The sequence below is a fragment of the Parasediminibacterium sp. HNIBRBA5674 genome (genome assembly GCF_056745525.1).
Genome location: NZ_JBQWIE010000025.1, coordinates 1 through 23,717, shown reverse-complemented (window position 1 = coordinate 23,717; position 23,717 = coordinate 1). Strand labels below are relative to the sequence as shown.

Sequence of the window (23,717 nt, the reverse complement as noted above, 5' to 3'; positions counted from 1 at the left end):
CTCGCTGTATGTAAATTTTCTCTCGCTGCATCTCATCTAAAAATGAAGACTAAAAGCACCAAGGTTTAATTATTTTTACCCCATGGCAAAGCAAAAATTAGTAGTACTAACTGGTGCAGGTATCAGCGCTGAAAGCGGCTTAAAAACCTTTAGAGACAGTGGCGGTTTGTGGGAAGGTTATAATGTGTATGAAGTGGCTACACCTAGAGGCTTCAAAGCTAATCCTGCATTGGTTTTAGAGTTTTACAACCAACGTAGAAAAGATGTGGCGCAAGCACAGCCAAATGCTGCTCATATTGGCCTAGCTGCTATAGAAAAGCATTTTGACGTTACCATCATTACACAAAATATTGATGACTTACACGAACGTGGTGGTAGCACTAATGTATTGCATTTGCATGGCGAAATATTTAAAATGCGCAGTGTTGCTAATAGCACTAAAACATACGAAATTAAAGGCGATATTAATCTTGGTGATTTGGCAGAAGATGGCTCGCAACTGAGACCATTCATAGTGTGGTTTGAAGAAGAAGTGCCAATGATTGAAGTGGCTGCTGCTGTGGTTGCTGCGGCTGATATTTTTGTGGTGGTTGGTACATCCTTACAAGTATATCCTGCTGCTGGTTTAATAGATATTGCAAAGCGCAGTATTCCTAAATTTATTATTGATAAAAAAATACCATACACATCTTCTCTGCAAAATATCACCATGATTGAGAAAACTGCAAGTGAAGGGGTTGCAGAACTAACAGAATTATTACTTGCCAAGCAGTAGTTATTTAGTGTTTTACTAACAAAATCAACGTTAATTTGCCGCATTATCTCAATTAAAGCAAGTACATGAAAAAAATTATTACACTAGCAATAGCTACCACCGTTTTAGCCGCTTTTTCACAAGCACAAGGCTTAAAAGGCTTAATTAAAAAGGCAACCGATGTTGCTAAAACTGGCACTACTAGCGGCTTAACCACCGATGAAGTAGGCAAGGGGCTTAAAGAAGCATTGGCAATTGGTGTAAAAAAAGGTGCTGAACAATTATCAGGTGTTGATGGCTTTTTAGGTAACGCTGCTGTAAAAATTTTACTACCGCCAGAGGCACAAAAAGTGGAGCAAAAGCTACGTGCATTGGGTTTTAATAAACAAGTAGATGATGCCATTGTAAGCATGAACCGTGCTGCTGAAGATGCTGCGAAAAGTGCTGCGCCTATTTTTGTAAATGCCATCACAAGTATGAGTATTACTGATGCATTTGGTATTTTAAAAGGTGGTGATAGCGCTGCAACTACTTATTTAAAAAGTAAAACTACCACGCCTTTAACTGCAGCTTTTGCGCCAGTAATTGATTCGTCTTTGGCTAAAGTTGGCGCTTCGCAGTTATGGTCTGCTTTGTTTGCTCAATACAATAAAATTCCATTTGTTAAAAAGGTAAATCCAGATTTAAAAGGCTATGTAACCGACCGTGCTTTGGCAGGTATGTTTTATCAAGTAGCACAAGAAGAAGCAAAGATTCGCAAAAATCCAGCGGCACAAACCACGGAACTATTGAAAAAAGTGTTTGGTACAAAGTAGTTTTTTATGTCACCAACAAGTGCACTACTATTTAGCGTCTGTTGCGTCCACACTGCATCGGTTAGATACTTTATTGAGCTTTTATCGAAGCGAAATATTTTTTAGTGGCGGGTATCTTCACCCGCCACTTGTATTTCAACACTATATCATCATATCAAATCCTATCATCTAATATCACGTGTAACTGGCAATCTGACAGAAAAGCAAGTAACAATATAGCAAACAGAAAGTAAAGAAGGAGCATACTTTGAGTATACCTAGAGTATACCCTCAGCAAAATAAAACACTAAAACTGCTACTGAAAATGTGGCAGTTTTACTTCAAGGTTCTAACAATAGTTAAGTAACGATTGCACTTTAGGAACGTTTTTTATTATAGGTTAAGTGTTTGTTCAAAGTTTCCCATTTTAACAACTAAAGCTGACAAACATCAGCCATCACGAATTGTTTTTCAACTACTTTTGCGCATCGAAATATAAAGTACCATGAAGAAGACGCATATAGCCATGTTAGTATTAATTGTGATAGCAATTACTATATTAATCAGCTTTACAGGCAACCTTACTACTTACGAAACCATTACATCAGCCAAAGAAAAAGATGGCAAGTTTGTAAATCTTATTGCCAAGCTAGATAAATCACAACCAATACAATACGACGCTACAAAAGATGCGAATTACTTGAGCTTTACCGCTGTTGATACTTTAGGCAATACGGTAAAAGTGGTGTATCACAACACTAAGCCCACCGATATGGAAAAAAGTGAGCGCATTGTACTAAAAGGCAAAATGAACGGTGACCATTTTGAGTGTAAAGACATTTTATTAAAATGTCCAAGCAAATACAAAGACGATGTAAGTGCTGCTGGTAAAAGCATACAAGCTGCCAACGCTATGGACGAAAACGGCTATGTAAGTTCAGATAGTCTTACTAAGAAATAGAAGGCAAAAGGCAAGGAGGATCAAGGCAAAGAGGCAGAAAGGCATTGAGTTATAAGACAATGTTTGACCTTTCACTTTTGACCATTGACTATTCACCATTCACTACTCACAATCTCACTTTCTCACAACATGGAATATTTAGGCGAACATTTATTACCCGGTAAAATAGGACAGTTTTTTGCAGTTGTTTCTTTTGTGGCTTCATTAGTAGCTACAATTGCTTTTTATACAGCAAGTAAAAAACAGTCTATCACATCTGAATATAAAAGTTGGTTACGGGTTGCTCGTTGGGCATTTTTCGCTGAAACGGCTTCAGTTTTTATCATTTTTGGAACGCTCTATTACATCATTTCACACCATTTATTTGAATACAAGTACGCTTGGCAGCATAGTGATAAAAGCCTGCAAGTTGAGTATTTGTTAAGTTGTTTTTGGGAAGGCCAAGAAGGTAGTTTCATGTTGTGGAGCTTTTGGCATTGTATACTTGGTTGGGTATTAATTTGGAAAGCGAAAGAGTGGGAAGCAGGAACGATGACTGTAGTAAGCTTTGCCCAATTCTGCTTGGCATCAATGTTAATAGGCTTGTACTTTTTTAGTGCCAAACTAGGTAGTAGCCCTTTTAGTTTATTACGCAATGAAGGTATTTTAGATAATGCACCAATTATGCAAGACACTGTAACAGGTGGCATTAGAGCAGATTATTTAACCTTAATGAAAGATGGTAGAGGCTTAAACACTTTACTTCAAAACTATTGGATGGTGATTCACCCGCCTGTATTGTTTTTGGGTTTTGCAAGTACCATTATTCCATTTGCTTTTGCATTTGCAGGGCTTATGAAAAAAGATGACCACAGTTGGATAAAGCCAGCTTTGCCTTGGGCATCTTTTAGTGCAGGTATTTTGGGCTTAGGTATTATGATGGGGGCAGCTTGGGCCTACGAAAGTTTAAGCTTTGGTGGTTATTGGGCTTGGGATCCTGTAGAAAATGCTTCGTTGGTGCCTTGGTTGGTAATGATTTCTGGCTTGCATTGTAATTTGGTGTACAAGCACACAGCATATAGTTTGCGTAGCACGTACTTCTTTTACATCACGGCATTTTTATTAATTCTCTATTCAACTTTTTTAACCAGAAGCGGTATTTTAGGTGATACATCTGTACATGCGTTTACCGATTTAGGCATGAATACACAGTTGTTGTTATTTCTATTAGTATTCGTTATCCCAGCTTATGTTTTATACTTTGTTCGTTATAAATCTATACCAACTATTGTAAAAGAAGAAAGTACTTATAGCCGTGAATTTTGGATGTTTATTGGCTCATTGGTATTCTTTTTATCGGGTCTTTTAATTATTGCAAAAACTTCTGTGCCTGTTTATAATAAACTCTTCAATGCATCAATCGCACCATCAGAAGATCCTGAATTTGCCTATAATCAAATACAAGTTTTCGTAGCTATCGTTATTGGTTTGCTGACAGCCATTACGCAATATTTAAAGTATAAAGACACGCCTAAAGGCTTTTTTACAAAGAAGATTTTAGTGCCAACTATTTTGTCGCTAGCCATCAGTTTAGCCATCAGCTTCTTTAGCAATATTAGTTATGATAAACATGGTATAGGATTTTTAGGCGCTATTCATGTGGCCATATTTGCAGCTGTTTATTCTACAGTAGCTAACTTTTCGTACATCATTATTGGTATAAAAGGAAAACTGAAATTTGCAGCCGCTTCAGTGGCACACGTTGGTTTTGGTTTAGTGTTGGTTGGTATTTTAATTTCTTCAAGCAAAAAGACAGTATTGAGTTGGAACACTACAGGTGTAGCCACATTTAAGAAAGATAAAAAAGAAGATCCTGCTGAAAATATCACGTTGTTTAAAGGCATTGCTACAGATATGGGTAAATACAATGTTACCTATGTAAAGGATACATTTAATACTAAAGAAAGAAAGCGTTTCTTCGAGGTTAAGTTTCAATCAAAGTCAAGCAGCGAGCAGTTTTCATTGTATCCTGATTTGATTAAGAATAACAAAGACATGGAAGGTTTTGCTGCCAATCCTGCAAGTAAGCATTATTGGTACAAGGATATTTTTGTGTACATCTCATCTTTTCAAGAAAACAACAAAGCCGATACAACTACTTTTCAGAAAAAAGAAATTGGTGTAGGCGACACCACTTACTACAGCAATGGCTTTTTAGTATTACATAAAGTAGATAAAAATCCTGCTGAATTGCAAAGCAAATATGCAAGTGATGAACAAGCCGTTTTCTTAGATATTGAAGTGTTTTCTAAAGAAGGAAAGCGTTACAAAGCCACACCAGGTATTGCTTTAAAAGGTTCAGAATTACGTAGCATTACCGATACCATTATTTCTCAAAGTATGGTAATTGCTTTTAACAAAGTACCAACTGATGCGAATGGTAAATTCGAAATAGGCATTAAAGAAACTGCTGGTATTACAGATTTAATTACCTTAAAAGTGTACGAGTTTCCTATGATAAACTTGCTATGGATTGGTGTAATTATTACTGTAATTGGCTTTGGTATGGCAGTGTATCAAAGGGTGAAAGCGAAGTAAGTTACCGATTTGGGATTTGAAGTTTATAATACTTTTAGCCCAAATCTTTAAACGGTATTAGCCTAGACTTGATTAGTTGCTTTTTGTATTTCTGCGAAATCTGCGTTTTCTGCGAGAAATAAGCCTAAAAATTATCTCTTAATATCTCATAAAAACGATACACATCTTCAAAGCTGCAATACATAGGTGCAGGTGCTACACGAATAACGCCAGGTTCTCTATAATCTACAATAATCCCGTTGTCAATCATTTTTTGGTGAATGGCTTTGCCATTTTCTAAGAAATATAAACTTAGTTGTACACCTCTTTCAGTTACGTTTTTTGGGGTAATTATTTCAAATTGAATGTTAGGTAATTGATGAAGTAAAAATTCTAGGTAGTTTGTCAATTGAATACTTTTTGCTCTTAACGCTTCTATAGTTGCAGCTTCAAATAATTCTAAAGATGCTTTCAGCGAAACCGTATTCAATATCTGAGCCGTACTAATATTCCAACCGCTTGCATTTGTTTTAGGTACAAAGCCTTTTTCCATTTTAAATCGAATGGCTTCATCATTACCCCACCAACCAGCTAAGCGTGGTGTATTAGGATTGTTCGCATGTTTTTCATGTACATATAAACCACCAATAGCGCCTGGGCCACCGTTTAAATATTTGTAATTACACCAGCAAGCAAAATCAACGTTCCAATCATGTAATTGCATAGGCACATTGCCAGCAACATGGGCTAAATCGAACCCAGCAATTGCACCTACTTTATGTGCAGATTCAGTAATAGCAGCCATTTCAAGCAACTGACCTGTATAGTAGTTAATACCACCAAACATCACCACAGCAAGGCTTTCGCCTTGAGTCGCTATTGCTGAAATAATATCGTCTATGCGTAATAATTTTTCGCCATCTCTTGGTGCAATTTCAATAATCGTTTCATCAGGATTTAGGTCAAAATGCTTTGCTAAAGTTTCTACTGCATATTGGTCAGATGGAAAAGCACCTGCTTCCATCATTATTTTAAAGCGCTGTTTGGTAGGCTTGTAAAACGATAACATCAATAAATGCAAATTGACTGTGAGGGTGTTCATCACCGTTACTTCATTAGCTTTTGCGCCTACAATTTTGGCTAATGTTGGCTTTAGATATTCTTGATAGGTAAGCCAAGGATTCTTTGCTTTTGCGAAGCCGCTAATGGCTAAGTTTTTCCAGTCATTTAATTCTTGTAATACAGCTGCCTCAACATTCTTAGGTTGCAAGCCAAGCGAATTACCACAGAAATAAATCACATCTTTATCTTCATGTTTTGGAAAATGAAACTGCTCTTTAAAAGTTGCTAATGTATCTGCTGCATCTAGCTGCTTAGCAGTAGATAATGATGTGTCAAATGCAATGGTCATGAGGTTAGAATTTTATGGCATCAACGTCAGCTTCTGCAACGATGAATACGCTGCCGCACACTATAATCAAATCCTTTTTATCAGATGCATTAACAGCTGCTTGTAGTGCATTGTTCACTGTACTAAAATGCTTGCCAGTTAAGCCAAATTCATCAGCCATTGCATGCAAAATATCTTCTTCTAAAGCCCTAGGCATAGGCGCTTTACTGAAATAGTAGGTAGCATTTTTTGGCATTAGCTGTAACACTTTGGTAATGTCTTTATCTTTTACCATGCCCATTACAATGTGTAAATGCTTGTAAGTAGATAGTTCTAATTGCTCGGTTAATTGTTTAATACCATCCTCATTATGTGCTACGTCAAAAACAATGCTTGGATGCTCATGTACTAACTGCCATCTACCGTAAAAACCAGTTAGCTTTTTTACTTGGTGTAATGCTTTCTTAACAATGGCTTCATCCAATTGCCAGCCCTGTAAGCGCAACTGATGAATGGCTTCTATAACTGTGAGTAAGTTTTTAGTTTGGTAAATACCAGGTAAGTCTAAAACATAACTATGTCTAATGTCGCTAACATGTTCAGCCACATCTATGGCTAATTGGTGATGTTCATTTTTAAAATCAGCAACGTATCTTTTTTCTTGTGCAAATACAATAGGTGCATTTTCTTGCTGCGCTTTTTGTAAAAAAACAGGCTTTGTCTCAGCAACAAATTCACCAATAACCACTGGTATATTTGGCTTAATAATGCCAGCTTTTTCGCCAGCAATCAGTTCTAGTGTATTGCCAAGCATATTCATATGGTCGTAACCAATATTAGTGATAATAGATAACTCTGGTGTAATGATATTAGTGCTGTCAAGTCTGCCGCCTAAACCTACTTCAATAACTGCAATATCTACTTGTTGTTGGGCAAAATAATCAAAAGCCATGGCTACCGTAATCTCAAAAAAAGATGGCTCGATGGTATCTATTAATGGCGTGACACGTTCTGTAAAATCAACCACAAATGCTTCTTCACACATTTGCCCATTTACCTTAATGCGCTCTCTAAAATCGTGTAAATGTGGTGATGTGTATAAGCCTGTTTTATAGCCTGCACTTTGCAATACCGCAGCAAGCATGTGGCTAGTACTGCCTTTGCCATTTGTGCCAGCAATATGTATGGTTTTAAATTGTTTATGAGGATTGCCTAAGGCTTCGCATAATGTAATGGTATTGGTTAAATCTTTTTTAAAAGCAGCTGCGCCAATACGGGTAAACATTGGCAATTTATTAAACAAATAATCTAGCGTTTCTTGGTAAGTCATTGTGGTGAATGGTCAAACGTAAAAGGTGAAAAGTGAGAAGAAAGAAGTCAATTCTTATGACATGCAAAGTAAATTATTAAAAGAAATATCTCATCAAAGTAATTATTCCCCTTTAGGGGGCTAGGGGGCTTTTATCCTCTCAACTTAAAATTAAAAACAATCGTTCCAGTTTGTTCATCTTCTGAGCCTGCATTCAATTTTAGTTCTCTTGCTTTGCGCAGCGCAATACTACGAATGCTGCTATTAGTAGTGGTAGTGCCTCTTGGATTTACTGTAGCAGAAGTAACGTTGCCACTTTTATCTACCACAATATCTACGGCTACTTTTGCAGGTTCATTAAAATCATCTTCAAAGCTTGGTAGCTTAGAAAAGCGTCTGCCAGCAAGCCCACTTCTAATGGTTACACCACTATTGCCTGTACCGCCATTACCTGTATAACTATCACTGTTTGGGTTGCCATTCGGTTTACCTTGGTCACCAGTACCGCCTGCAATACCTTGATTTTTTACTCCGTTATATGTATCACCATTGTTACCACCTGTACCATTACCACCAGAATATTTGCCCATTTGTGCACGAGGTTTTGGTGCAGGTGGTGTTGGTGGTACTTCAGCTTTTGGCTTTTTAGCAACTATTGGTGGATTGTTGTTCTGCTTTGCTTTAATAACAGTTTTTGTGGGTTTATTAATGGCTGCTGCTTCATCGGTTTCATTCTCGTCTGTGGCAATGTTTTGTGGTTGCTGTGCGGCTGGTTTTGCATCAGGTGGTGGTGTGTTCGTAACTGCTTCTTCAACTTTAGAAGGTTCGCCTGGTGTTTGTGGTGCAATATCACCGATGCCTGTTTCGCTGTTACCTAAGTTTACTTCAATACCTTCTTCCTGTACTGGCGGAGGAATATTTGGTAATGACCATTGTACAAAAAAGAAAATGATAAACAATAAGCTGCATATCAACAGTGTAATGCCTGAAGCTTTTAGGTTCTTATTTTTCTCAAAATCTACTTGCATGTGGGCATAATTGTTCATACAAACTTACGCTTCTGTTTATGGATTATTTGCAATGTTGAAAATTACGCTGCTTTACAATAGGTTGTGAACGGATTGATGTAAAGTATGGTTAAAATGTAGTAATGATTGGAATGATTAAAAAGTATCACTGTATCAATTGATAGTACAAATCTGTGTAGGCTTTTACGGTGTATTTGATGTCGTGTTTTAAACTCCATTCCTTGCCAAAGGCTTGTAGTGACTTGTATTGTGTTTCATTTTGTAATAACTGTAATACCTTTTTTGCCAAATCTTCAGCATCTTTTACAGTAACGGCTAATGTGGCTTTGTCTTCTAAATCTGCCAATAAACCAACTCTTGTACCACAAACCACACAACCATTTGCCATTGCTTCATTTACTACCAATGCTTGCGATTCTGACAAAGATGTAAGTAGAAAAATATCTGCTTGCTGATAGAATGCTTGCAATTCGTTGTACAAAAGCATACCATGAAAAACGACTTTTTCGCTTAAGCCTAAATCTTTAGACAATTGCTGTATTTGCCCATCTAAAGTATCAAAACCAGCTATGTGCAACACGCAATCAATTTGTGTTGATACTATTTTAAAAGCCTGTAAAAGTGTTGTTTGGTCTTTTACCAAATTCAAATTTGCTGCATGAAAAAATTGATAGGTTGGCTTTAGTGATTTTGTAACGTTTATAGGTATTTCAGACGTATTTACACCACCATAAATAATGGTCAATTGATTATATGGTAAGCCACTTGCTTTAATTTTTGCAAGATGATTATTCGATTGTGCTACTAAACAATTGGTATGCTTAGTCACCTGCTTAAGTAGCCAGCGCATACGTTTTGAAGCCAATAATCCATAGCCAATTTCTGGTAGGTTTACGACTTCTGCACCTTTAAAAGTGGTTACAACCGGCTTGCTTGTTAACTTACCCATAATTGCTGCAAGTACACCACCAGGAAAACCCCAATAAGCTTGAAATAAGCTAAAAGGCTTACTAATGTGTGCTTTGAAAAGTAGCAGTAATAGTAAAAATAGTCTAAAGTATAAGTTGGTACTGTCTTTTACGGGCAATGTTTTTACTGTATAATTTGGCGGTTCAAAGCCCTTGTTTACTTGCGTTAATGAGAAAACGGTTATGTCAAATTCATTAGCCAATCCAGTTACCAATTGCATCATTACAGGTATGCCTTGCCCTTGATGGCCACCACCAATACCGCCGTGTGTAATTATTGCAATGTGTTTTCTTTCTGTCATACAAATTTGGCTAAAGCTACTTCTATATTATTGGCAATGCTACTCGGGCTCAAGTGCTGTTTGTATTGTTGTAATGTCTTTAGGCTTTCTTCTTCAATTGGTAGATTTACTGATGCTTCTAATGCTTCAAACAATGCGTTTTCATTACCAACTTCGTACAATAGGCCACAATTGTTCCCAAGCATATCTACATGTGTAGGAATATTGGTAACAATGGGTACACAGCCGCAAGACATGGCTTCTGATAACGTAAAGCTAGTGCCTTCATGTAACGAACTTGAGATGTAAAAATCTGCACTAGAATACCAATTGAACAAATCTTGGTGGTCTATTTTACCAACCAAAATAATATGGTTGCAAAGAGATTCATTTTGTGCCAAATAACTCTCAACTTCATCTATTAGGGTACTGCTGTAAAATAGCATATACAATTTAGCTGTTGGTTGCGCTTTCAAAAAACTTGCAAATGCCTGTATTGCTTGTAGTGGTTGCTTTTTAGCATCTAATCTACCAACCCAAATGTATATTGGCTGGCCTGATTTTTTGGTAAATAATCTAGCCATAGGCTTATCTACTTTTTGAAAGTTTGATGCGCCTTCGTGTATTTTAAAAATGGGCTTATTGACAGGGATGTTACCATTTTTCTGCCAATTATTACCGATGATTGTTGATGGGAAAAAATAGCCGTTAATCATTGAGCAGGCTAATTTTTGTAAAGTTTTTTTTAATCCATTATATGATTGTTCAGCATGATGTTGTATAACGATGGTAATATTTTTACCAACTATTAATCTTAATAAAATGGTTTGTATTGGAAATACGGTACCATGAATAATAATCACATTTGCCTGTAATTGTTTTACAAATAGGTTTAGGCGAAAGGGTAGAAATGTCGTCTTTTTGTAGAAGTTTACAAATCGATAATCAACTGAGCGTCTTTTAATTTCGCCTTTATAATCTATCTGCTGCACAGAAATTACCGTATGTTTTTTAGCTAGTTCTTCTAGTACAATATTTACAGGTTGCATTTTAGCCAACCAATCTTCTGGCTTACCGTATTTTTTTGAGCAGAAATAATTTAAGTACACTATTCTCATACGCTTTAAACCAGTTGCATTTACATCGTATAAATATTAAAAATGGTTGCTTTTATTTTTTGTTTAAAATTTCAAAAGTATTGGCAACCATTACTTATTCAATTACGATTCAATAGTTGAATAACAATAAAAAAGGTTCTGTATGTCGTTAGCTGTTGCCTATATCAAATCGAGACCTTTAGTGTCGGCTGATGCAGCAATAGCACTAAAAGCGCTTATTTACTCTGATATTTTTAGTTATCCATTAACCCTGACTGAAGTTTTTGAACGCAGCGATATTGATTCTATTGAATCTTTAAAGCCTGCACTTTGCGAGCTCGTACAAGGTGGTTATGTATACTTTATAAATGGTTTCTATTTGCTGCGCAATGATAAAAGTTTGGTAGAGCAACGTTTAAAAGCCAATAAAAAAGCTATGCAATATTTACGCATTGCTAAATGGGTTACTGCCCTTATAAAGCATTTTCCTTTTGTTAGAGGTGTTATGTTATCTGGGTCTATTTCTAAAAACTATATTGACGAGCAATCTGATATTGATTATTTCATCATTACAGCACCCAATCGTTTATGGGTTTGTAGGTTGTTTTTCATTATTTGCCAAAAGCTATTATTCTTTAATCGTTGTAAGTTTTTTTGCTACAATTATATGATAGATGAGCAGCATCTTGCTATTCAACATCGCACTTATTATTCGGCTATGGAAATTGTAACGTTGATACCAACTTACAATGGCAAAACTTATCGCATTTTTCAACGTTATAATGATTGGACAAAGCAATATTTTCCTAACGCAAACCAACATACTACACAGTACGTACCTTATACGCAAAGCATATTACAACAAATTTTTGAAGCGCTCTTTAGTAATAAATTTGGTGAGTGGGCTGATAAAAAATTGATGTTGTTGACACAAAAAAACTGGCGTAAAAAAATGGCTTCAAGACGGTTTGCCAATGCCAATGAGCTTGAGCTGAAACGCTTTACAGCAAAGGCTCACACGCAAGACCATTATTGTTCTATTATGTCGCTTTTTACTAGTCGTATGCAGCAATATGAAAGTTTGTTAAACATTAAGTTTCACCATGCATTTGCAGATTCGTTTCATCAATAAATGATTATACGTTGAAGGTACTTTTTACAAATGCATATTTCTACAGGCTTGATGAAAAGCAATGGCAGTTACAAAAGCCTTATCCACCATACGGCACTATTATAGCAGCAGCTGTGGCACGAAAAGATGGTCACGATGTGGCGCTTTTTGATAGTAGTTTAGAAACTTCACCCAACAATATTCAACCAATTATTGCAGTATCTAAACCAGATTACTTTGTAGTATACGATGATAATTTTAATTATCTCAGTAAGATGTGTTTAACCATCATGCGTAATGCTTGCTTTGAGATGATAGCACTTGCAAAAGCTGCTGGCTGTAAAGTATTGGTAAATAGTTCAGATGCTACTGATAATCCGCTTTTGTATTTGCAAGCTGGTGCAGATGTGGTAATGAATGGTGAAGCAGAATTGACTTTGCTAGAGTTGTTGCAAGAAGAAACACCAACTGACCAATGCTTAGGCATCAGCTATCTTGTTAATGAACACTTGGTTACAAACCCTAAAAGGCAAGTGCTTACAAATCTTGAGTTGTTACCAATGCCAGCGTGGGATTTGATAAATATCTACAGCTATCGATCTATTTGGATGCAGCAGCACGGTTACTTTTCACTGAATATTGCAACTACAAGAGGCTGCCCTTTTAAGTGCAATTGGTGCGCCAAACCTATTTACGGTAATAGATATAATACTCGTGATGCGGTATCGGTGGTGGCAGAATTAAATATGCTATACACAGAGCATGATGCTTGCCATTATTGGATTTGCGATGATATTTTTGGATTAAAACCAGGTTGGGTAAGTGAGTTTAATAAGCTTTTAAAAACAACCAATATTAAGCCCAAGCTTAAAATACAATGCAGGGCTGATTTATTGTTGAAAGAAGATACAATTAAAAATCTCGTAGAAGCAGGTTTGGATGAAGTTTGGATGGGCGCAGAAAGCGGCTCACAAAAAGTGCTTGATGCGATGGATAAAGGCACCACTATTCAGCAGATATACGAAGCAACCAAACTTTTGAAAAAATATGGTGTAAAGGTTTGCCTTTTTTTGCAATACGGTTACCTAGGCGAAGAAGCGAGTGACATTAATTTAACATTGCAAATGGTGAAAGACTTACTACCGCATGATATTGGCATATCGGTATCTTATCCTTTGCCGGGTACAGGTTTTTACAACAAGGTAAAAGAGCAACTAAAAGAAAAGCAAAATTGGACGGATTCTGATGACTTAGCTATGATGTATCAAGGTACATTTTCGCCAAGTTATTACAGGCACTTGTACAGCCACACGCACAAGGTATTTCATTTGCAAAAAAGTAAATCTGCGTTAGTTAATATTGGTAAATTATTGCTTGAAAACGATTTTACACGATTGAAGGCTGCAATAAAAATGCCTTATTATTGGTTGGGTAAAAAATTGAGTTTTATTAAATTAAAGCAGTTGCAAAAAGTATAGATTCGTTCATGGAAAAAAAAGCAATAAAAATACATGAAATTAATGCTGCAAAGGCTTTCAGCACACAATCAAGTGTATTTGATGTTGAGTACGCTGATAATAAAATTGTTGCTTACAAACGAGCTAGAGTAAGGGCAGTATTAGAAAAATATTTGCCCCCAAAAAGTACTATCTTAGAATTAAACAGTGGTACAGGTGATGATGCTATTTGGCTAGCACAACAAGGTCATGATGTACTCGCAACGGATATTTCAGAAGGCATGCAGAATATGCTACAACAAAAAGTAATTGCTGCTGGTTTAACAGATAAAATAACCACTGAAAAATGCAGTTTTACTGAACTTAATAATCTTGACAATCATCAATTGTACGACTGCATTTTCAGCAATTTTGCGGGTTTAAATTGTGCTGAAGATTTAAGCAAGGTTTTATCTCATTTTAATGCATTATTAAAGCCTAATGGCACAGTTACGTTGGTTATTATGCCAAGGTTTTCTCTTTGGGAGTTTTTACTGGCTTTTAAAGGCGAATTTAAATTGGCATTTCGTAGATTAACTAGCACAAAAAAATATGGTGCTAAAGCACATATCATGGGGCAGTATTTTCGTTGTTGGTATTATAATCCTTCTTATGTAATTAATTCTCTAAAAAAAGACTTTAGCTTGCTAAAACTTGAAGGTATGTGTACAATTGTGCCACCATCTTTCATTGAAAACTTTCCAATAAAATTCCCTAATTTTTTTCAATTTTTAGTCAAATTAGAAGATAGATTGAAATCTATTTGGCCTTTTACCATCATTGGTGATTATTATATCATCACACTTAAAAAGCAATAAAACAGCCATCTTTGCTACCTCAATTATTCATCTTTTATGGCAATATTAATATTAGTTACAGGTGGTACTTTCGATAAAGAATACAATGAATTAACAGGCGAATTATTCTTTAAGGATACTCACTTGCAAGAGATGCTAAAATTGGGTAGAAACCTTGCGCCTGTAAGGCCACATACGCTAATGATGGCTGATAGTTTGCAATTAACAGAAGATGATAGACAAAGCATTGTAGACTATTGTAAAGCTGCTGAAGAAACCGAAATTATTATTACGCATGGTACTGATACAATGGTAGAAACAGCTAAGAAATTAGCTGCGCAAATAACGAATAAAACAATTGTGCTTACTGGTGCGATGATACCTTATAAGTTTGGTAGTTCTGATGGATTGTTTAACCTTGGTAGTGCTTTGGCATTCGTGCAAACCTTGCCTAAAGGTGTATATGTAGCTATGAATGGTTGTTATTTTGAGGCAAACAATGTACGTAAGAATAGGCAGGACGGTATTTTTGAAGCTTTGTAAAAAAACATAAACGGTAATTTTTTCAGAAAATATTTCCCATAACTTTCCATTTCAATTAACGATTGCCAAATGGGAGATTTCAACATTAAGAAACAGCCTAAAAAATACGATGCTATTATTGTAGGTTCTGGTGCTGGTGGTGGCATGGCTGCCTATGTTTTAGCCAATGCTGGTTTAAAGGTTTGCATAATCGAGGCTGGTGCCATGTACGACCCTCAAAAAAACATAACTCAACTTAAAAATCCTTGGGAAAGTCCACGTCGTGGCGCTTCTACAAAGCATCGTCCTTTTGGTGATTTTGATGCTTGTTATTGGGGCTGGCAAATTGACGGTGAACCTTATACCAAAGAAAAAGGTACAGATTGGGATTGGTGGCGTGCTAGAATGCTTGGTGGTCGTACAAACCATTGGGGTAGAATTTCATTACGTTTTGGGCCAAAAGATTTTAAGCGTAAAAGTATTGATGGCCTAGGTGACGACTGGCCAATAGGCTATGAAGATGTAAAGCCTTACTACGATAAAATAGATAGATTGATTGGTATTTTTGGTACCAATGAAGGTTTAGAAAACGATCCTGATGGTATTTTTCTAAAGCCACCAAAGCCTCGTTTACATGAGCTGTTTATTAAGGATGCAGCAACTACTGCTGGGGTAAATGTGATTCCTTCACGCATGTCTATCCTTACCCAAAAATTAAATAATGACAGGGGGCAATGCTTTTTTTGTGGCCAATGTAACCGCAATTGTAGCATGGCTAAAGCCGATTTTTCTGCAACCAATGTATTAATTTATCCAGCTTTAAAAACAGGTAATGTAGATATTGTGGCTAATGCAATGGCTCGTGAAGTGCTTACCAATGCTGAAGGTTTGGCAACTGGTGTTTCGTACATTAATAAGGATGATGGCATGGAATATCAAGTAACTGGCCGCACAGTAATTGTAGCTGCTAGTGCTTGTGAAAGTGCCCGTTTATTGCTCAATTCAAAATCTGCAAGATATCCAAATGGCTTGGCTAATAATAGTAATGTTGTGGGTAAATATTTACACGATAGTACTGGTGCTGCGTTAGGTGGTGTATTGCCCAAACTCTTTGGCAGAAAGCGTTACAACGAAGATGGTGTAGGCGGTTTACACGTGTATAGCCCTTGGTGGCTAGATAATAAAAAGTTGGATTTTCCTCGTGGTTACCATATTGAGTATTGGGGTGGTATGAGCCAACCTGCTTATGGTTTTGGTGGGTCAATACAAATGTTAAATGGCAAGTATGCTGTACATGGTACGCAAAAACAACCTGGTGGTTATGGTGCTAGTTTAAAAGAAGATTACCGTTATTTCTACGGCGCAAGTGTAGGTATGGCAGGCCGTGGCGAAGCTATTCCTTTAGAAACTAACTATTGTGCTATTGACCCTAATATGGTTGATAAATATGGTATTCCTGTGTTGAAGTTTAATGTAAAATGGAGCGAACACGAGATTAATCAGGCCAAGCACATGAAAGAAACCTTCAAGGAAATTATGCACAATATGGGTGCAGTAATCACTTGGGGCGGTAATGATGATGCTAGCAATAATTATGGTCTTGAAGCGCCTGGTAAAATTATTCATGAAGCTGGTACAGTGCGTATGGGTAATGATCCTAAACGTTCTGCATTAAACAAACACAGCCAAGCACACGATTGTAAAAACTTGTTCTGTGTAGATGGTGGGCAGTTTGTAAGCCAAGCTGATAAAAATATTACTTGGACAATCTTAGCATTATCAATGCGTGCAAGTGAGTACATTATTGACGAAATGAAGAAGCAGAATATTTAAGCAGTTTAGGGTTTGAAGTTTGGAGTTTAAAGTAAAAAACACAAAACCTAGAACTCAAAACTCAGAGCAAAAAATTGCAAATTTCAAATCATAAATAGATATGGATAGGAGAAAATCGATAAAAGCATTATTAGTTGGTTCTGCATCGGCAGGCTTGGTAATAGAAGCTTGTAAAACACCTACGGCAAAAGATCCACAAACAGGCGCAGATGCATTTGCAGGATTAGACAGAATGAAAGAAGAGAAAGCCGCTTACGATAAAGTAATGGCTGAGCCTACATTTTTTACAGACCATGAAATGAAAACCATCAAAGTACTTGAGGATATTATTATACCAAAAGACGCCGTAAGTGGCAGTGCTTCTGATGCTAAGGTGCATGACTTTATTGAGTTTATTGTAAAAGATAAACCCGAGCTACAAACGCCTGTTCGTGGTGGTTTGCGATGGCTTGATATGGAAAGCTTTAAGCGTTTCAATGCGTCATTTGTAGATGCTTCGCATGAACAGCAAATTCAAATTGTAGATGATATCGCTTATCCAGAAATTGAGTTTAAAGATGAAAAAGGTAATACCGTAAAAAGAGGAAAAGTAAAACCTGGTTTAGAACCCGGTGTTGCTTTTTTCTCTAAAATGAGAGACTTGGTTGCTAGTGGTTTTTACACATCAGAAATAGGGGTGAAGGATGTAGGTTATATGGGTAATGTACCTAACCAATGGAACGGTGTACCTGATGATGTGTTAAAGCAATATGGTCTTGCTTATACTGAAAAAGAATTGAAAGAATGTGTAAGTTTTGATGTGGTGAAATAACAGATTATTGCTCGCAGAAATACTTTTCTGCTAACTCAAAAATATACCAAAAACGGTTGCTAAATTTTGGCAACCGTTTTTATTTGGATGGTCAATAAAGTTATTTAGGGAATAATTTGTTTGCTTTGCATGATAGTCTGAATTACTTGTACGATAAAGAAAATCATTTGTTTGGCAATAATTTTTACCTGTACAATAAAAAAAGTTATTTGTATGATAAAGAAAGTTATTTGTACGGTCAATTGGGCATACAATTTAAGTATTCAAGATACTTTTTAAATTAAAAGACGACAAAATGACGGCAACTAGAACGAAAATTTACAACAGATGTGAAAACTGCTAATTAATTGAAGTAATTAAAAATTCATCACTCCATTTTTCCCACCAATACAATCGCTTCTTTGGCTTCTTTTACATCGTGTACACGTAAAATAGTAGCACCATTTTGTAAGGCAATCGTATTTAAAACAGTGGTACCATTTAAAGCTTCTGTTGCAGAAATACCCAAGGTTTTGTAAACAGTACTTTTTCTAGATAAGCCAGCTAAAATAGGTGCGCCAAGCATTTTAAATACAGCCATTTCTTTTAGTAATTGAAAATTATGCGCTATCGTTTTGCCAAAACCAAAGCCAACATCTACAATTACATCTTTAATGCCTGCTTGCTTGCAAGCGTCTAATCTTTTTATAAAAAAGTCTAACACTTCTTTGGTTACATTATCATAGGTTGGGTTTACTTGCATAGTTTGTGGTGTGCCTTGCATGTGCATACAAATGTATGGCACGTTTAAGGCTGCAACAGTAGCCAGCATTGCAGCATCCATCATGCCACCGCTTACATCATTTACAATGCATGCACCTGCCTCAACCGCTGCTTTGGCAACGGCTGCATGGTAAGTATCTATAGAAATATAAATACCGGGAAAAGTTTGTACAAGGGCTTCAATTACAGGTACTACACGTTTTATTTCTTCTTCCGCACCTATTTCTTCGCTGCCAGGTTTGGTAGTTTGTCCGCCAATATCAATAATAGTCGCACCATCGTGCAACATTTGCTCTGCTTTAGTTACCACATCCTTGATGGCTTGTTGTCTGCTATCTTCAAAAAAAGAATCTGGCGTTACATTAATAATGCCCATCACAATGGGTTTATCTATTATCAGCAGGCGGCCTTTACAATTGAGTGTAAACATTGTGTGGTTTCTATTATATTGCAATGCTTCAAAGGTAGTAGTACTAGTGCTATCTTAGAGGTTCAATTAAATATTTACAAACCAGTTTATTTAAGCGGCACAACATGAACAATACCTCGCAGCAATACGATGCAGTGATAACCAATAGCAAGGATATTTTTTTGAAAAAAGTACAAGATTATGGTACAGCTTGGCGTGTGTTGCGCACCATATCTGTGGTTGACCAAATTTTTATTAAAGCCCTTCGTATTCGCACTATTCAAGAAAAGAAAATGCAACTAGTAGCAGATGATGTTGCGGGCGAATTTAAAGGCATTATTAACTATGCAGTAATAGGTTTAATTCAGCTAGAAATGAACGAACCGAAAATTGAAGAACTGCCTGTAGAGCAAGTAAACATTGCGTATAACAAGCAAATAGCTTTTGCCAAAGGAACGATGGAAAATAAAAATCATGATTATGGTGAAGCTTGGAGAGACATGAGTCAGGAAAGTTTTGTAGACTTAATTTTAATGAAGTTGTTGCGCATTAAGCAGATATTACTGAACGATGGTAAAACCCTTATCAGCGAAGGCATTGATGCGAATTATGTTGACATTATTAACTATGCGGTGTTTGCTTTGATATTGCAGAATGCAGAGGCTTAAATGTTTTATTGTTTAATGGTAAAATTGATATTCTCACAATTGACTACTGACCATTGACTATTGACTTTTCACTATTCACAATCTCACTTTATGAAACAAACACTTTTAATCATCCGTTGGATAGTTGGCTTACTCTTTATTTTTTCAGGCTTAGTTAAGGTAAATGACCCACTTGGCCTAAGCTATAAAATGGAAGAGTTTTTTGAGGTTTGGGGCTGGTTTGTACTTACCAAATTCTCTTTATCGCTAGCTATACTTATGAATGTGCTAGAAGTGGTTTGTGGTATTGCTTTACTTATAGGTTTTGGTATGAAATATTTTACCAAAATACTACTAGCGCTTATTGTAGTGTTTACTTTTTTAACAGGTTATGCTTTGTTGAGTGGCAAAATAAAAACCTGTGGTTGCCTAGGTGATTGCTTACCATTAACACCGCTGCAAAGTTTCTTAAAAGACATTGTACTGCTAGTGCTTATTCTCGTTCTTTTTATTTACAGAAAACGTGTACAACCTGTATTTAAAAACAATGGTATTTCTGCAATTATTATCATTGCGTCATGTTTATTGTTTACATTGTTGCAAAGCCATGTACTTAACCATTTGCCGTTTTACGATTGTTTGCCTTACAAAGTGGGCAACAATATTGTAGAACAAATGCAAAAACCTAAAAACTATGTGCCTGATAGTACCACCATCATTTACCAATACACTAAAAATGGTAAGCCTGTTGAGTTTGACCAAAACAGTTTTCCAGCAGATTTTGATAGCACTTATATCTACGTAAATCGTATAGATAAATTGGTAAAAAAAGGCAGTAACGAACCTAAAATTACCAGCTTTAACCTTACCAATCTTAGCGGTGTAGATACTACTAATGCCATTTTTGCTTTGCCAAAGTATGTGCTAATATTTACTAATCGAATACCTGCTGATTATGCGAAGTTTTACAAAGACTTGCAAGCTGCTAAGGCTTTTTGTGATAAAAACAATGTACCAATTTTTTATGTTACCTCACAATCTGACGAAGAAGTAAAACCCATTATAAAAGAAGGAATTACCATTTTAAAATGCGATGCCACATTAATTAAAACCGCCGCAAGAGTAAATGCAACGTACTTACTAATGAAGAATGCAACCATTGTAAACAAGTTTAGTTACCAAGATTTTAATAAGGGATTTCACGAATTTTAAAACAATTGCACGAATTACACGAACAAGTAATCATAAATCTCAAATCTCAAATCAGCAATGCTTCAATTCATCACCAAAAAAATTCTCTATGGCTTGCTAGTTTTAGCAGGTGTGGTGGTAATTGTGTTCTTTCTGTTTCAAGGTTTTGGCGATCCTGCAAGGTTGGTGTTAGGGCAAAGTGGCGATGCAAAAACTATCAACAATATACGCAAGCAACTAGGCTTAGATAAACCCAAATGGCAGCAGTTTTTATTGTATGCCAATGATGTGTCGCCAATAGCTATTCATTCAGCAGAAGACATTGAAACCAAGCAACTCAAAGGCTTTTTTATAGGTAGCAGCGCCACAAAAGTTGGTATTAAATTGCCCTATTTGCGCCGATCTTATCAAACCAAAAAAGAAGTAACCGATGTACTGTTTGAAGCCCTGCCAGGTACTATTATTCTAGCACTCACAGCTATGTTTATTGCTACGGTTATTGGTATTTTGTTAGGCGTTTTGGCGGCTGTAAAGCAAAACACCATTTGCGATACAGGTAGTATTTTCGCTAGTGTTTTGGGTATTTCTGCGCCCTCTTTTTTCATGGGCATTATTTTGGCTTACTTGTTTGGCTTTGTGCTTAGCCATTACACAGGTCTCAGCATGACAGGCAGTTTGTACGATATTGACGCCTTTACAGGCAAGCATTTGCAACTTAAAAATCTCATTTTGCCAGCCATTACATTGGGTATTCGTCCTTTGGCCATTATTGTGCAACTTACGCGTAGCGCCATGTTTGATGTACTTGAGCAAGACTATATTCGTACCGCTTATGCCAAAGGCGTAAGCAAGCGCACCGTAATTTTCAAGCATGCTTTGCGCAACGCACTCAATCCTGTCATTACAGCTATCACAGGTTGGTTTGCTGAGTTGTTGGCAGGCGCATTTTTCGTTGAATACATATTTGGTTGGAAAGGCATTGGCAAAGTAACCGTTGATGCCTTAGAAAAACTTGATTTTCCTGTGGTAATGGGCAGCGTATTAATTACCGCCACGTTTTTTATCCTCGTCAATATTTTGGCCGATGTGCTTTATGGTATTGTAGACCCTAGAGTTAAGTTGTAGATTTATTTGGTTACCATCAGTAGTAGTGCTATGATGCTTTTGTTGCGTCCACACTTGTACGTTCGGTTCGCTCTGCATCTTTTATCTAAGCGTATATTTCACTAAAAATCCGGCTTTATCTATTAAAATCTGTTTCATCCGTGTCTCTATCTAGGCTAAATTTGCCCCATGTCTGCTGAGAAAATTATCACTGATTTTAAGAAAAAAGCATTTAAACCTGTCTATTGGTTAGAAGGTGATGAGCCATATTTTATTGATGAAGTTGTGAATTATGCAGAACACAAAATTCTCTCTGAAAGCGAAGCCAGTTTTAACCTAACCATATTTTATGGCCGTGATGCCAACTGGGCTGATGTGGTAAATGCTTGTAGGCGTTACCCAATGTTTGCAGATAGGCAAGTGGTGTTGCTTAAAGAAGCGCAGCACATGAAGGATATTGATAAGCTAGAAGGTTATATTGAAAATCCTTTGCCATCAACTGTTTTTGTGGTTAGTTACAAAGAAAAAAAGGTAGATGGTAGAAGCAAACTAGCCAAGATTTTAAAGCAAAAATGTGAGTTGTTGTCTACTAAAAAGTTGTATGACAATCAATTACCAGATTGGGCTAACAATATGATTAACCAGCATGGTTTAAGTATTGACCAAAAAGCCTTATTGCTGCTGGTAGACCATATTGGCAACGATTTAAGTCGCCTTCAAAACGAAATTGAAAAACTAGCTGTAAATCTTGCAGGCCGCAAGGCCATTACAGAGGATGATATTGAGAAATACATTGGCGTAAGCAAAGAGTTCAATGTATTTGAATTGCAAGATGCATTGGCTAAAAAGAATCTACCAAAAGCCATTCGTATTGCACACTATTTTGAGCAAAACCCCAAGGCTGCGCCCATACAAATGATATTGCCAGCATTGTATAATTTTTTCAGTAAAACCTATATGATTTTTGGTGTGCCAAGCAACAATGAAAAAGACATTGCAACAGCACTTGGCGTTAATCCTTACTTCATGAAAGATTATATGCAATCAGCTAAAAACTACGGCCAGCAAGGTGTTGAGCGTATTTTGCTATTGTTACACAGCTACAATCTGCGCAGCATTGGTATAGGCAATGGCAGCGCAGATGATGCTGGTTTAATGAAAGAGTTGATTGTAAAAATGATGAGCTAACCGCTGATTAATGTGATGGCAATGATTTGCCATGATTTTCAAAATCATAGCACATCAACATATCATTATCTATCAGCGGTTTCATATTTTGTAACAATTTCTACAATGCTTGGGTAGCTTTTGGCTAGTAATACTGGCAACTCAGTTTTATTTACCCAACGTATTTCGGTAATATCTTCTTCTGTTTGTGGTTGTAATGCTTGGCTGCTATTGGCGGTCATTGCATACCAGTGACTTTCTTTAATTGCTTCTTTGTTTATAAATCTATCAAAATATTGATGCTGTGTAATGCCAATAAACTTGCCTAAACTTACTTCTAGCAAGCCTGTTTCTTCTTGTATTTCCCTTACGGCACAAGCTTCTATGGTTTCGCCTTCATCAAGTTTACCTTTTGGCAAATCCCAAAAACCACGTCTAAAAATCATCAATAACTCATCTTTTTCATTAAAAACCAAACCGCCACCGGCTTTAATTATTTGTGCTTCCATACGGTAAAAATAGTGAATAGTGAGAAGTCAATGGTCAATGGTCAATGGTCAATGGTCAATGGTCAATGGTCAATGGTCAATGGTCAATTTATTTTTGGATTGCGCAATTTACATTACTACTTCTGCATTTGAGTTTACTTGAAACTTGAAACTTGAAACTTGAAACTTGAAACTTGAAACTTGAAACTTGAAACTTGAAACTTGAAACTTGAAACTTGAA

Annotated in this window: 21 protein-coding genes; 14 read left to right on the top strand and 7 right to left on the bottom strand. The window is 36.5% G+C overall.

The window, feature by feature from the left end; all coding sequences use genetic code 11:
- Nucleotides 1–82 precede the first annotated feature (82 nt).
- From ACT9TX_RS12675 to ccsA, 4 genes are all read left to right on the top strand, one after another.
- Entirely contained in the window at nucleotides 83–775 is a 693-nt protein-coding gene (locus ACT9TX_RS12675; RefSeq protein ID WP_481338666.1) for a Sir2 family NAD-dependent protein deacetylase, read from the top strand.
- A 65-nt stretch (nucleotides 776–840) separates the two neighbouring features.
- Entirely contained in the window at nucleotides 841–1,569 is a 729-nt protein-coding gene (locus ACT9TX_RS12670) for a DUF4197 domain-containing protein (RefSeq protein WP_481338665.1), read from the top strand.
- 484 nt (nucleotides 1,570–2,053) lie between these two features.
- The gene (locus ACT9TX_RS12665) at nucleotides 2,054–2,509 is read left to right on the top strand and encodes a cytochrome c maturation protein CcmE domain-containing protein (protein ID WP_481338664.1); all 456 of its coding nucleotides are present in this window, start codon (nucleotides 2,054–2,056) and stop codon (nucleotides 2,507–2,509) included.
- A 129-nt stretch (nucleotides 2,510–2,638) separates the two neighbouring features.
- The gene (gene ccsA / locus ACT9TX_RS12660) at nucleotides 2,639–5,086 is read left to right on the top strand and encodes a cytochrome c biogenesis protein CcsA (RefSeq protein WP_481338663.1); all 2,448 of its coding nucleotides are present in this window, start codon (nucleotides 2,639–2,641) and stop codon (nucleotides 5,084–5,086) included.
- A 124-nt stretch (nucleotides 5,087–5,210) separates the two neighbouring features.
- On the opposite strand, the gene kynU is transcribed toward ccsA, so the two are convergent.
- The 5 genes from kynU to ACT9TX_RS12635 form a co-directional block, all read right to left on the bottom strand.
- Nucleotides 5,211–6,476 carry a kynureninase gene (kynU, locus tag ACT9TX_RS12655; protein ID WP_481338662.1) on the bottom strand — a complete coding sequence of 422 codons (1,266 nt, stop codon included), beginning with the start codon at nucleotides 6,474–6,476 and terminating at the stop codon, nucleotides 5,211–5,213.
- A 4-nt stretch (nucleotides 6,477–6,480) separates the two neighbouring features.
- Entirely contained in the window at nucleotides 6,481–7,785 is a 1,305-nt protein-coding gene (locus tag ACT9TX_RS12650) for a bifunctional folylpolyglutamate synthase/dihydrofolate synthase (RefSeq protein WP_481338661.1), read from the bottom strand.
- Between the two features lie 131 nt (nucleotides 7,786–7,916).
- The gene (locus tag ACT9TX_RS12645) at nucleotides 7,917–8,792 is read right to left on the bottom strand and encodes a hypothetical protein (RefSeq protein ID WP_481338660.1); all 876 of its coding nucleotides are present in this window, start codon (nucleotides 8,790–8,792) and stop codon (nucleotides 7,917–7,919) included.
- A 145-nt stretch (nucleotides 8,793–8,937) separates the two neighbouring features.
- A complete protein-coding gene (locus ACT9TX_RS12640) occupies nucleotides 8,938–10,062 on the bottom strand; it encodes a glycosyltransferase family 4 protein (protein ID WP_481338659.1) in 1,125 nt (374 codons plus the stop codon).
- On the bottom strand, nucleotides 10,059–11,159 hold the full coding sequence (locus tag ACT9TX_RS12635) for a glycosyltransferase family 4 protein (protein WP_481338658.1): 1,101 nt from the start codon (nucleotides 11,157–11,159) through the stop codon (nucleotides 10,059–10,061). The genes ACT9TX_RS12640 and ACT9TX_RS12635 overlap by 4 nt, the downstream gene beginning before the upstream one ends.
- Before the next feature lie 142 nt (nucleotides 11,160–11,301).
- Between ACT9TX_RS12635 and ACT9TX_RS12630 the strand changes: the two genes are divergently transcribed.
- From ACT9TX_RS12630 to ACT9TX_RS12605, 6 genes are all read left to right on the top strand, one after another.
- Nucleotides 11,302–12,270, top strand: a complete 969-nt coding sequence (locus ACT9TX_RS12630) for a hypothetical protein (RefSeq protein ID WP_481338657.1) — start codon at nucleotides 11,302–11,304, stop codon at nucleotides 12,268–12,270.
- An 11-nt stretch (nucleotides 12,271–12,281) separates the two neighbouring features.
- A complete protein-coding gene (locus ACT9TX_RS12625; protein ID WP_481338656.1) occupies nucleotides 12,282–13,727 on the top strand; it encodes a B12-binding domain-containing radical SAM protein in 1,446 nt (481 codons plus the stop codon).
- Between the two features lie 8 nt (nucleotides 13,728–13,735).
- Nucleotides 13,736–14,563 carry a class I SAM-dependent methyltransferase gene (locus ACT9TX_RS12620; protein ID WP_481338655.1) on the top strand — a complete coding sequence of 276 codons (828 nt, stop codon included), beginning with the start codon at nucleotides 13,736–13,738 and terminating at the stop codon, nucleotides 14,561–14,563.
- Between the two features lie 36 nt (nucleotides 14,564–14,599).
- Nucleotides 14,600–15,085: an asparaginase domain-containing protein gene (locus ACT9TX_RS12615; RefSeq protein WP_481338654.1), complete on the top strand. Its 486-nt coding sequence runs from the start codon at nucleotides 14,600–14,602 to the stop codon at nucleotides 15,083–15,085.
- A gap of 69 nt (nucleotides 15,086–15,154) precedes the next feature.
- Nucleotides 15,155–16,897, top strand: coding sequence for a GMC oxidoreductase (locus ACT9TX_RS12610; protein ID WP_481338653.1), 1,743 nt, complete (start codon nucleotides 15,155–15,157; stop codon nucleotides 16,895–16,897).
- Between the two features lie 100 nt (nucleotides 16,898–16,997).
- On the top strand, nucleotides 16,998–17,708 hold the full coding sequence (locus tag ACT9TX_RS12605) for a gluconate 2-dehydrogenase subunit 3 family protein (RefSeq protein WP_481338652.1): 711 nt from the start codon (nucleotides 16,998–17,000) through the stop codon (nucleotides 17,706–17,708).
- Between the two features lie 367 nt (nucleotides 17,709–18,075).
- Here the strand turns inward: ACT9TX_RS12605 and folP are convergent, their stop codons facing one another.
- The gene (folP, locus tag ACT9TX_RS12600) at nucleotides 18,076–18,900 is read right to left on the bottom strand and encodes a dihydropteroate synthase (protein WP_481338651.1); all 825 of its coding nucleotides are present in this window, start codon (nucleotides 18,898–18,900) and stop codon (nucleotides 18,076–18,078) included.
- A gap of 104 nt (nucleotides 18,901–19,004) precedes the next feature.
- Between folP and ACT9TX_RS12595 the strand changes: the two genes are divergently transcribed.
- The 4 genes from ACT9TX_RS12595 to holA all read left to right on the top strand — a co-directional run bounded on the left by ACT9TX_RS12595 (nucleotide 19,005) and on the right by holA (nucleotide 23,009).
- Nucleotides 19,005–19,547, top strand: coding sequence for a DUF1599 domain-containing protein (locus tag ACT9TX_RS12595; protein ID WP_481338650.1), 543 nt, complete (start codon nucleotides 19,005–19,007; stop codon nucleotides 19,545–19,547).
- A gap of 90 nt (nucleotides 19,548–19,637) precedes the next feature.
- Nucleotides 19,638–20,738 carry a BT_3928 family protein gene (locus tag ACT9TX_RS12590; RefSeq protein ID WP_481338649.1) on the top strand — a complete coding sequence of 367 codons (1,101 nt, stop codon included), beginning with the start codon at nucleotides 19,638–19,640 and terminating at the stop codon, nucleotides 20,736–20,738.
- A 57-nt stretch (nucleotides 20,739–20,795) separates the two neighbouring features.
- The gene (locus ACT9TX_RS12585; RefSeq protein ID WP_481338648.1) at nucleotides 20,796–21,842 is read left to right on the top strand and encodes an ABC transporter permease; all 1,047 of its coding nucleotides are present in this window, start codon (nucleotides 20,796–20,798) and stop codon (nucleotides 21,840–21,842) included.
- A 168-nt stretch (nucleotides 21,843–22,010) separates the two neighbouring features.
- Nucleotides 22,011–23,009: a DNA polymerase III subunit delta gene (holA, locus tag ACT9TX_RS12580; RefSeq protein WP_481338647.1), complete on the top strand. Its 999-nt coding sequence runs from the start codon at nucleotides 22,011–22,013 to the stop codon at nucleotides 23,007–23,009.
- 65 nt (nucleotides 23,010–23,074) lie between these two features.
- Here holA and ACT9TX_RS12575 read toward each other — a convergent pair whose 3' ends face one another.
- Nucleotides 23,075–23,497 carry an NUDIX hydrolase gene (locus ACT9TX_RS12575; RefSeq protein ID WP_481338646.1) on the bottom strand — a complete coding sequence of 141 codons (423 nt, stop codon included), beginning with the start codon at nucleotides 23,495–23,497 and terminating at the stop codon, nucleotides 23,075–23,077.
- Between the last annotated feature and the right edge of the window lie 220 nt (nucleotides 23,498–23,717).

Coding starts and splice junctions, on each gene's coding strand:
- ACT9TX_RS12630 (WP_481338657.1), top strand. CDS start 11,302: ATGTCGTTAGCTGTTGCCTATATCAAATCGAGACCTTTAGTGTCGGCT.
- ccsA (WP_481338663.1), top strand. CDS start 2,639: ATGGAATATTTAGGCGAACATTTATTACCCGGTAAAATAGGACAGTTT.
- folP (WP_481338651.1), bottom strand. CDS start 18,900: ATGTTTACACTCAATTGTAAAGGCCGCCTGCTGATAATAGATAAACCC.
- ACT9TX_RS12585 (WP_481338648.1), top strand. CDS start 20,796: ATGCTTCAATTCATCACCAAAAAAATTCTCTATGGCTTGCTAGTTTTA.
- kynU (WP_481338662.1), bottom strand. CDS start 6,476: ATGACCATTGCATTTGACACATCATTATCTACTGCTAAGCAGCTAGAT.
- ACT9TX_RS12610 (WP_481338653.1), top strand. CDS start 15,155: ATGGGAGATTTCAACATTAAGAAACAGCCTAAAAAATACGATGCTATT.
- ACT9TX_RS12615 (WP_481338654.1), top strand. CDS start 14,600: ATGGCAATATTAATATTAGTTACAGGTGGTACTTTCGATAAAGAATAC.
- ACT9TX_RS12670 (WP_481338665.1), top strand. CDS start 841: ATGAAAAAAATTATTACACTAGCAATAGCTACCACCGTTTTAGCCGCT.
- ACT9TX_RS12675 (WP_481338666.1), top strand. CDS start 83: ATGGCAAAGCAAAAATTAGTAGTACTAACTGGTGCAGGTATCAGCGCT.
- ACT9TX_RS12665 (WP_481338664.1), top strand. CDS start 2,054: ATGAAGAAGACGCATATAGCCATGTTAGTATTAATTGTGATAGCAATT.
- ACT9TX_RS12575 (WP_481338646.1), bottom strand. CDS start 23,497: ATGGAAGCACAAATAATTAAAGCCGGTGGCGGTTTGGTTTTTAATGAA.
- ACT9TX_RS12650 (WP_481338661.1), bottom strand. CDS start 7,785: ATGACTTACCAAGAAACGCTAGATTATTTGTTTAATAAATTGCCAATG.
- ACT9TX_RS12590 (WP_481338649.1), top strand. CDS start 19,638: ATGAAACAAACACTTTTAATCATCCGTTGGATAGTTGGCTTACTCTTT.
- ACT9TX_RS12595 (WP_481338650.1), top strand. CDS start 19,005: ATGAACAATACCTCGCAGCAATACGATGCAGTGATAACCAATAGCAAG.
- ACT9TX_RS12645 (WP_481338660.1), bottom strand. CDS start 8,792: ATGCAAGTAGATTTTGAGAAAAATAAGAACCTAAAAGCTTCAGGCATT.
- ACT9TX_RS12620 (WP_481338655.1), top strand. CDS start 13,736: ATGGAAAAAAAAGCAATAAAAATACATGAAATTAATGCTGCAAAGGCT.
- ACT9TX_RS12605 (WP_481338652.1), top strand. CDS start 16,998: ATGGATAGGAGAAAATCGATAAAAGCATTATTAGTTGGTTCTGCATCG.
- ACT9TX_RS12635 (WP_481338658.1), bottom strand. CDS start 11,159: ATGAGAATAGTGTACTTAAATTATTTCTGCTCAAAAAAATACGGTAAG.
- holA (WP_481338647.1), top strand. CDS start 22,011: ATGTCTGCTGAGAAAATTATCACTGATTTTAAGAAAAAAGCATTTAAA.
- ACT9TX_RS12640 (WP_481338659.1), bottom strand. CDS start 10,062: ATGACAGAAAGAAAACACATTGCAATAATTACACACGGCGGTATTGGT.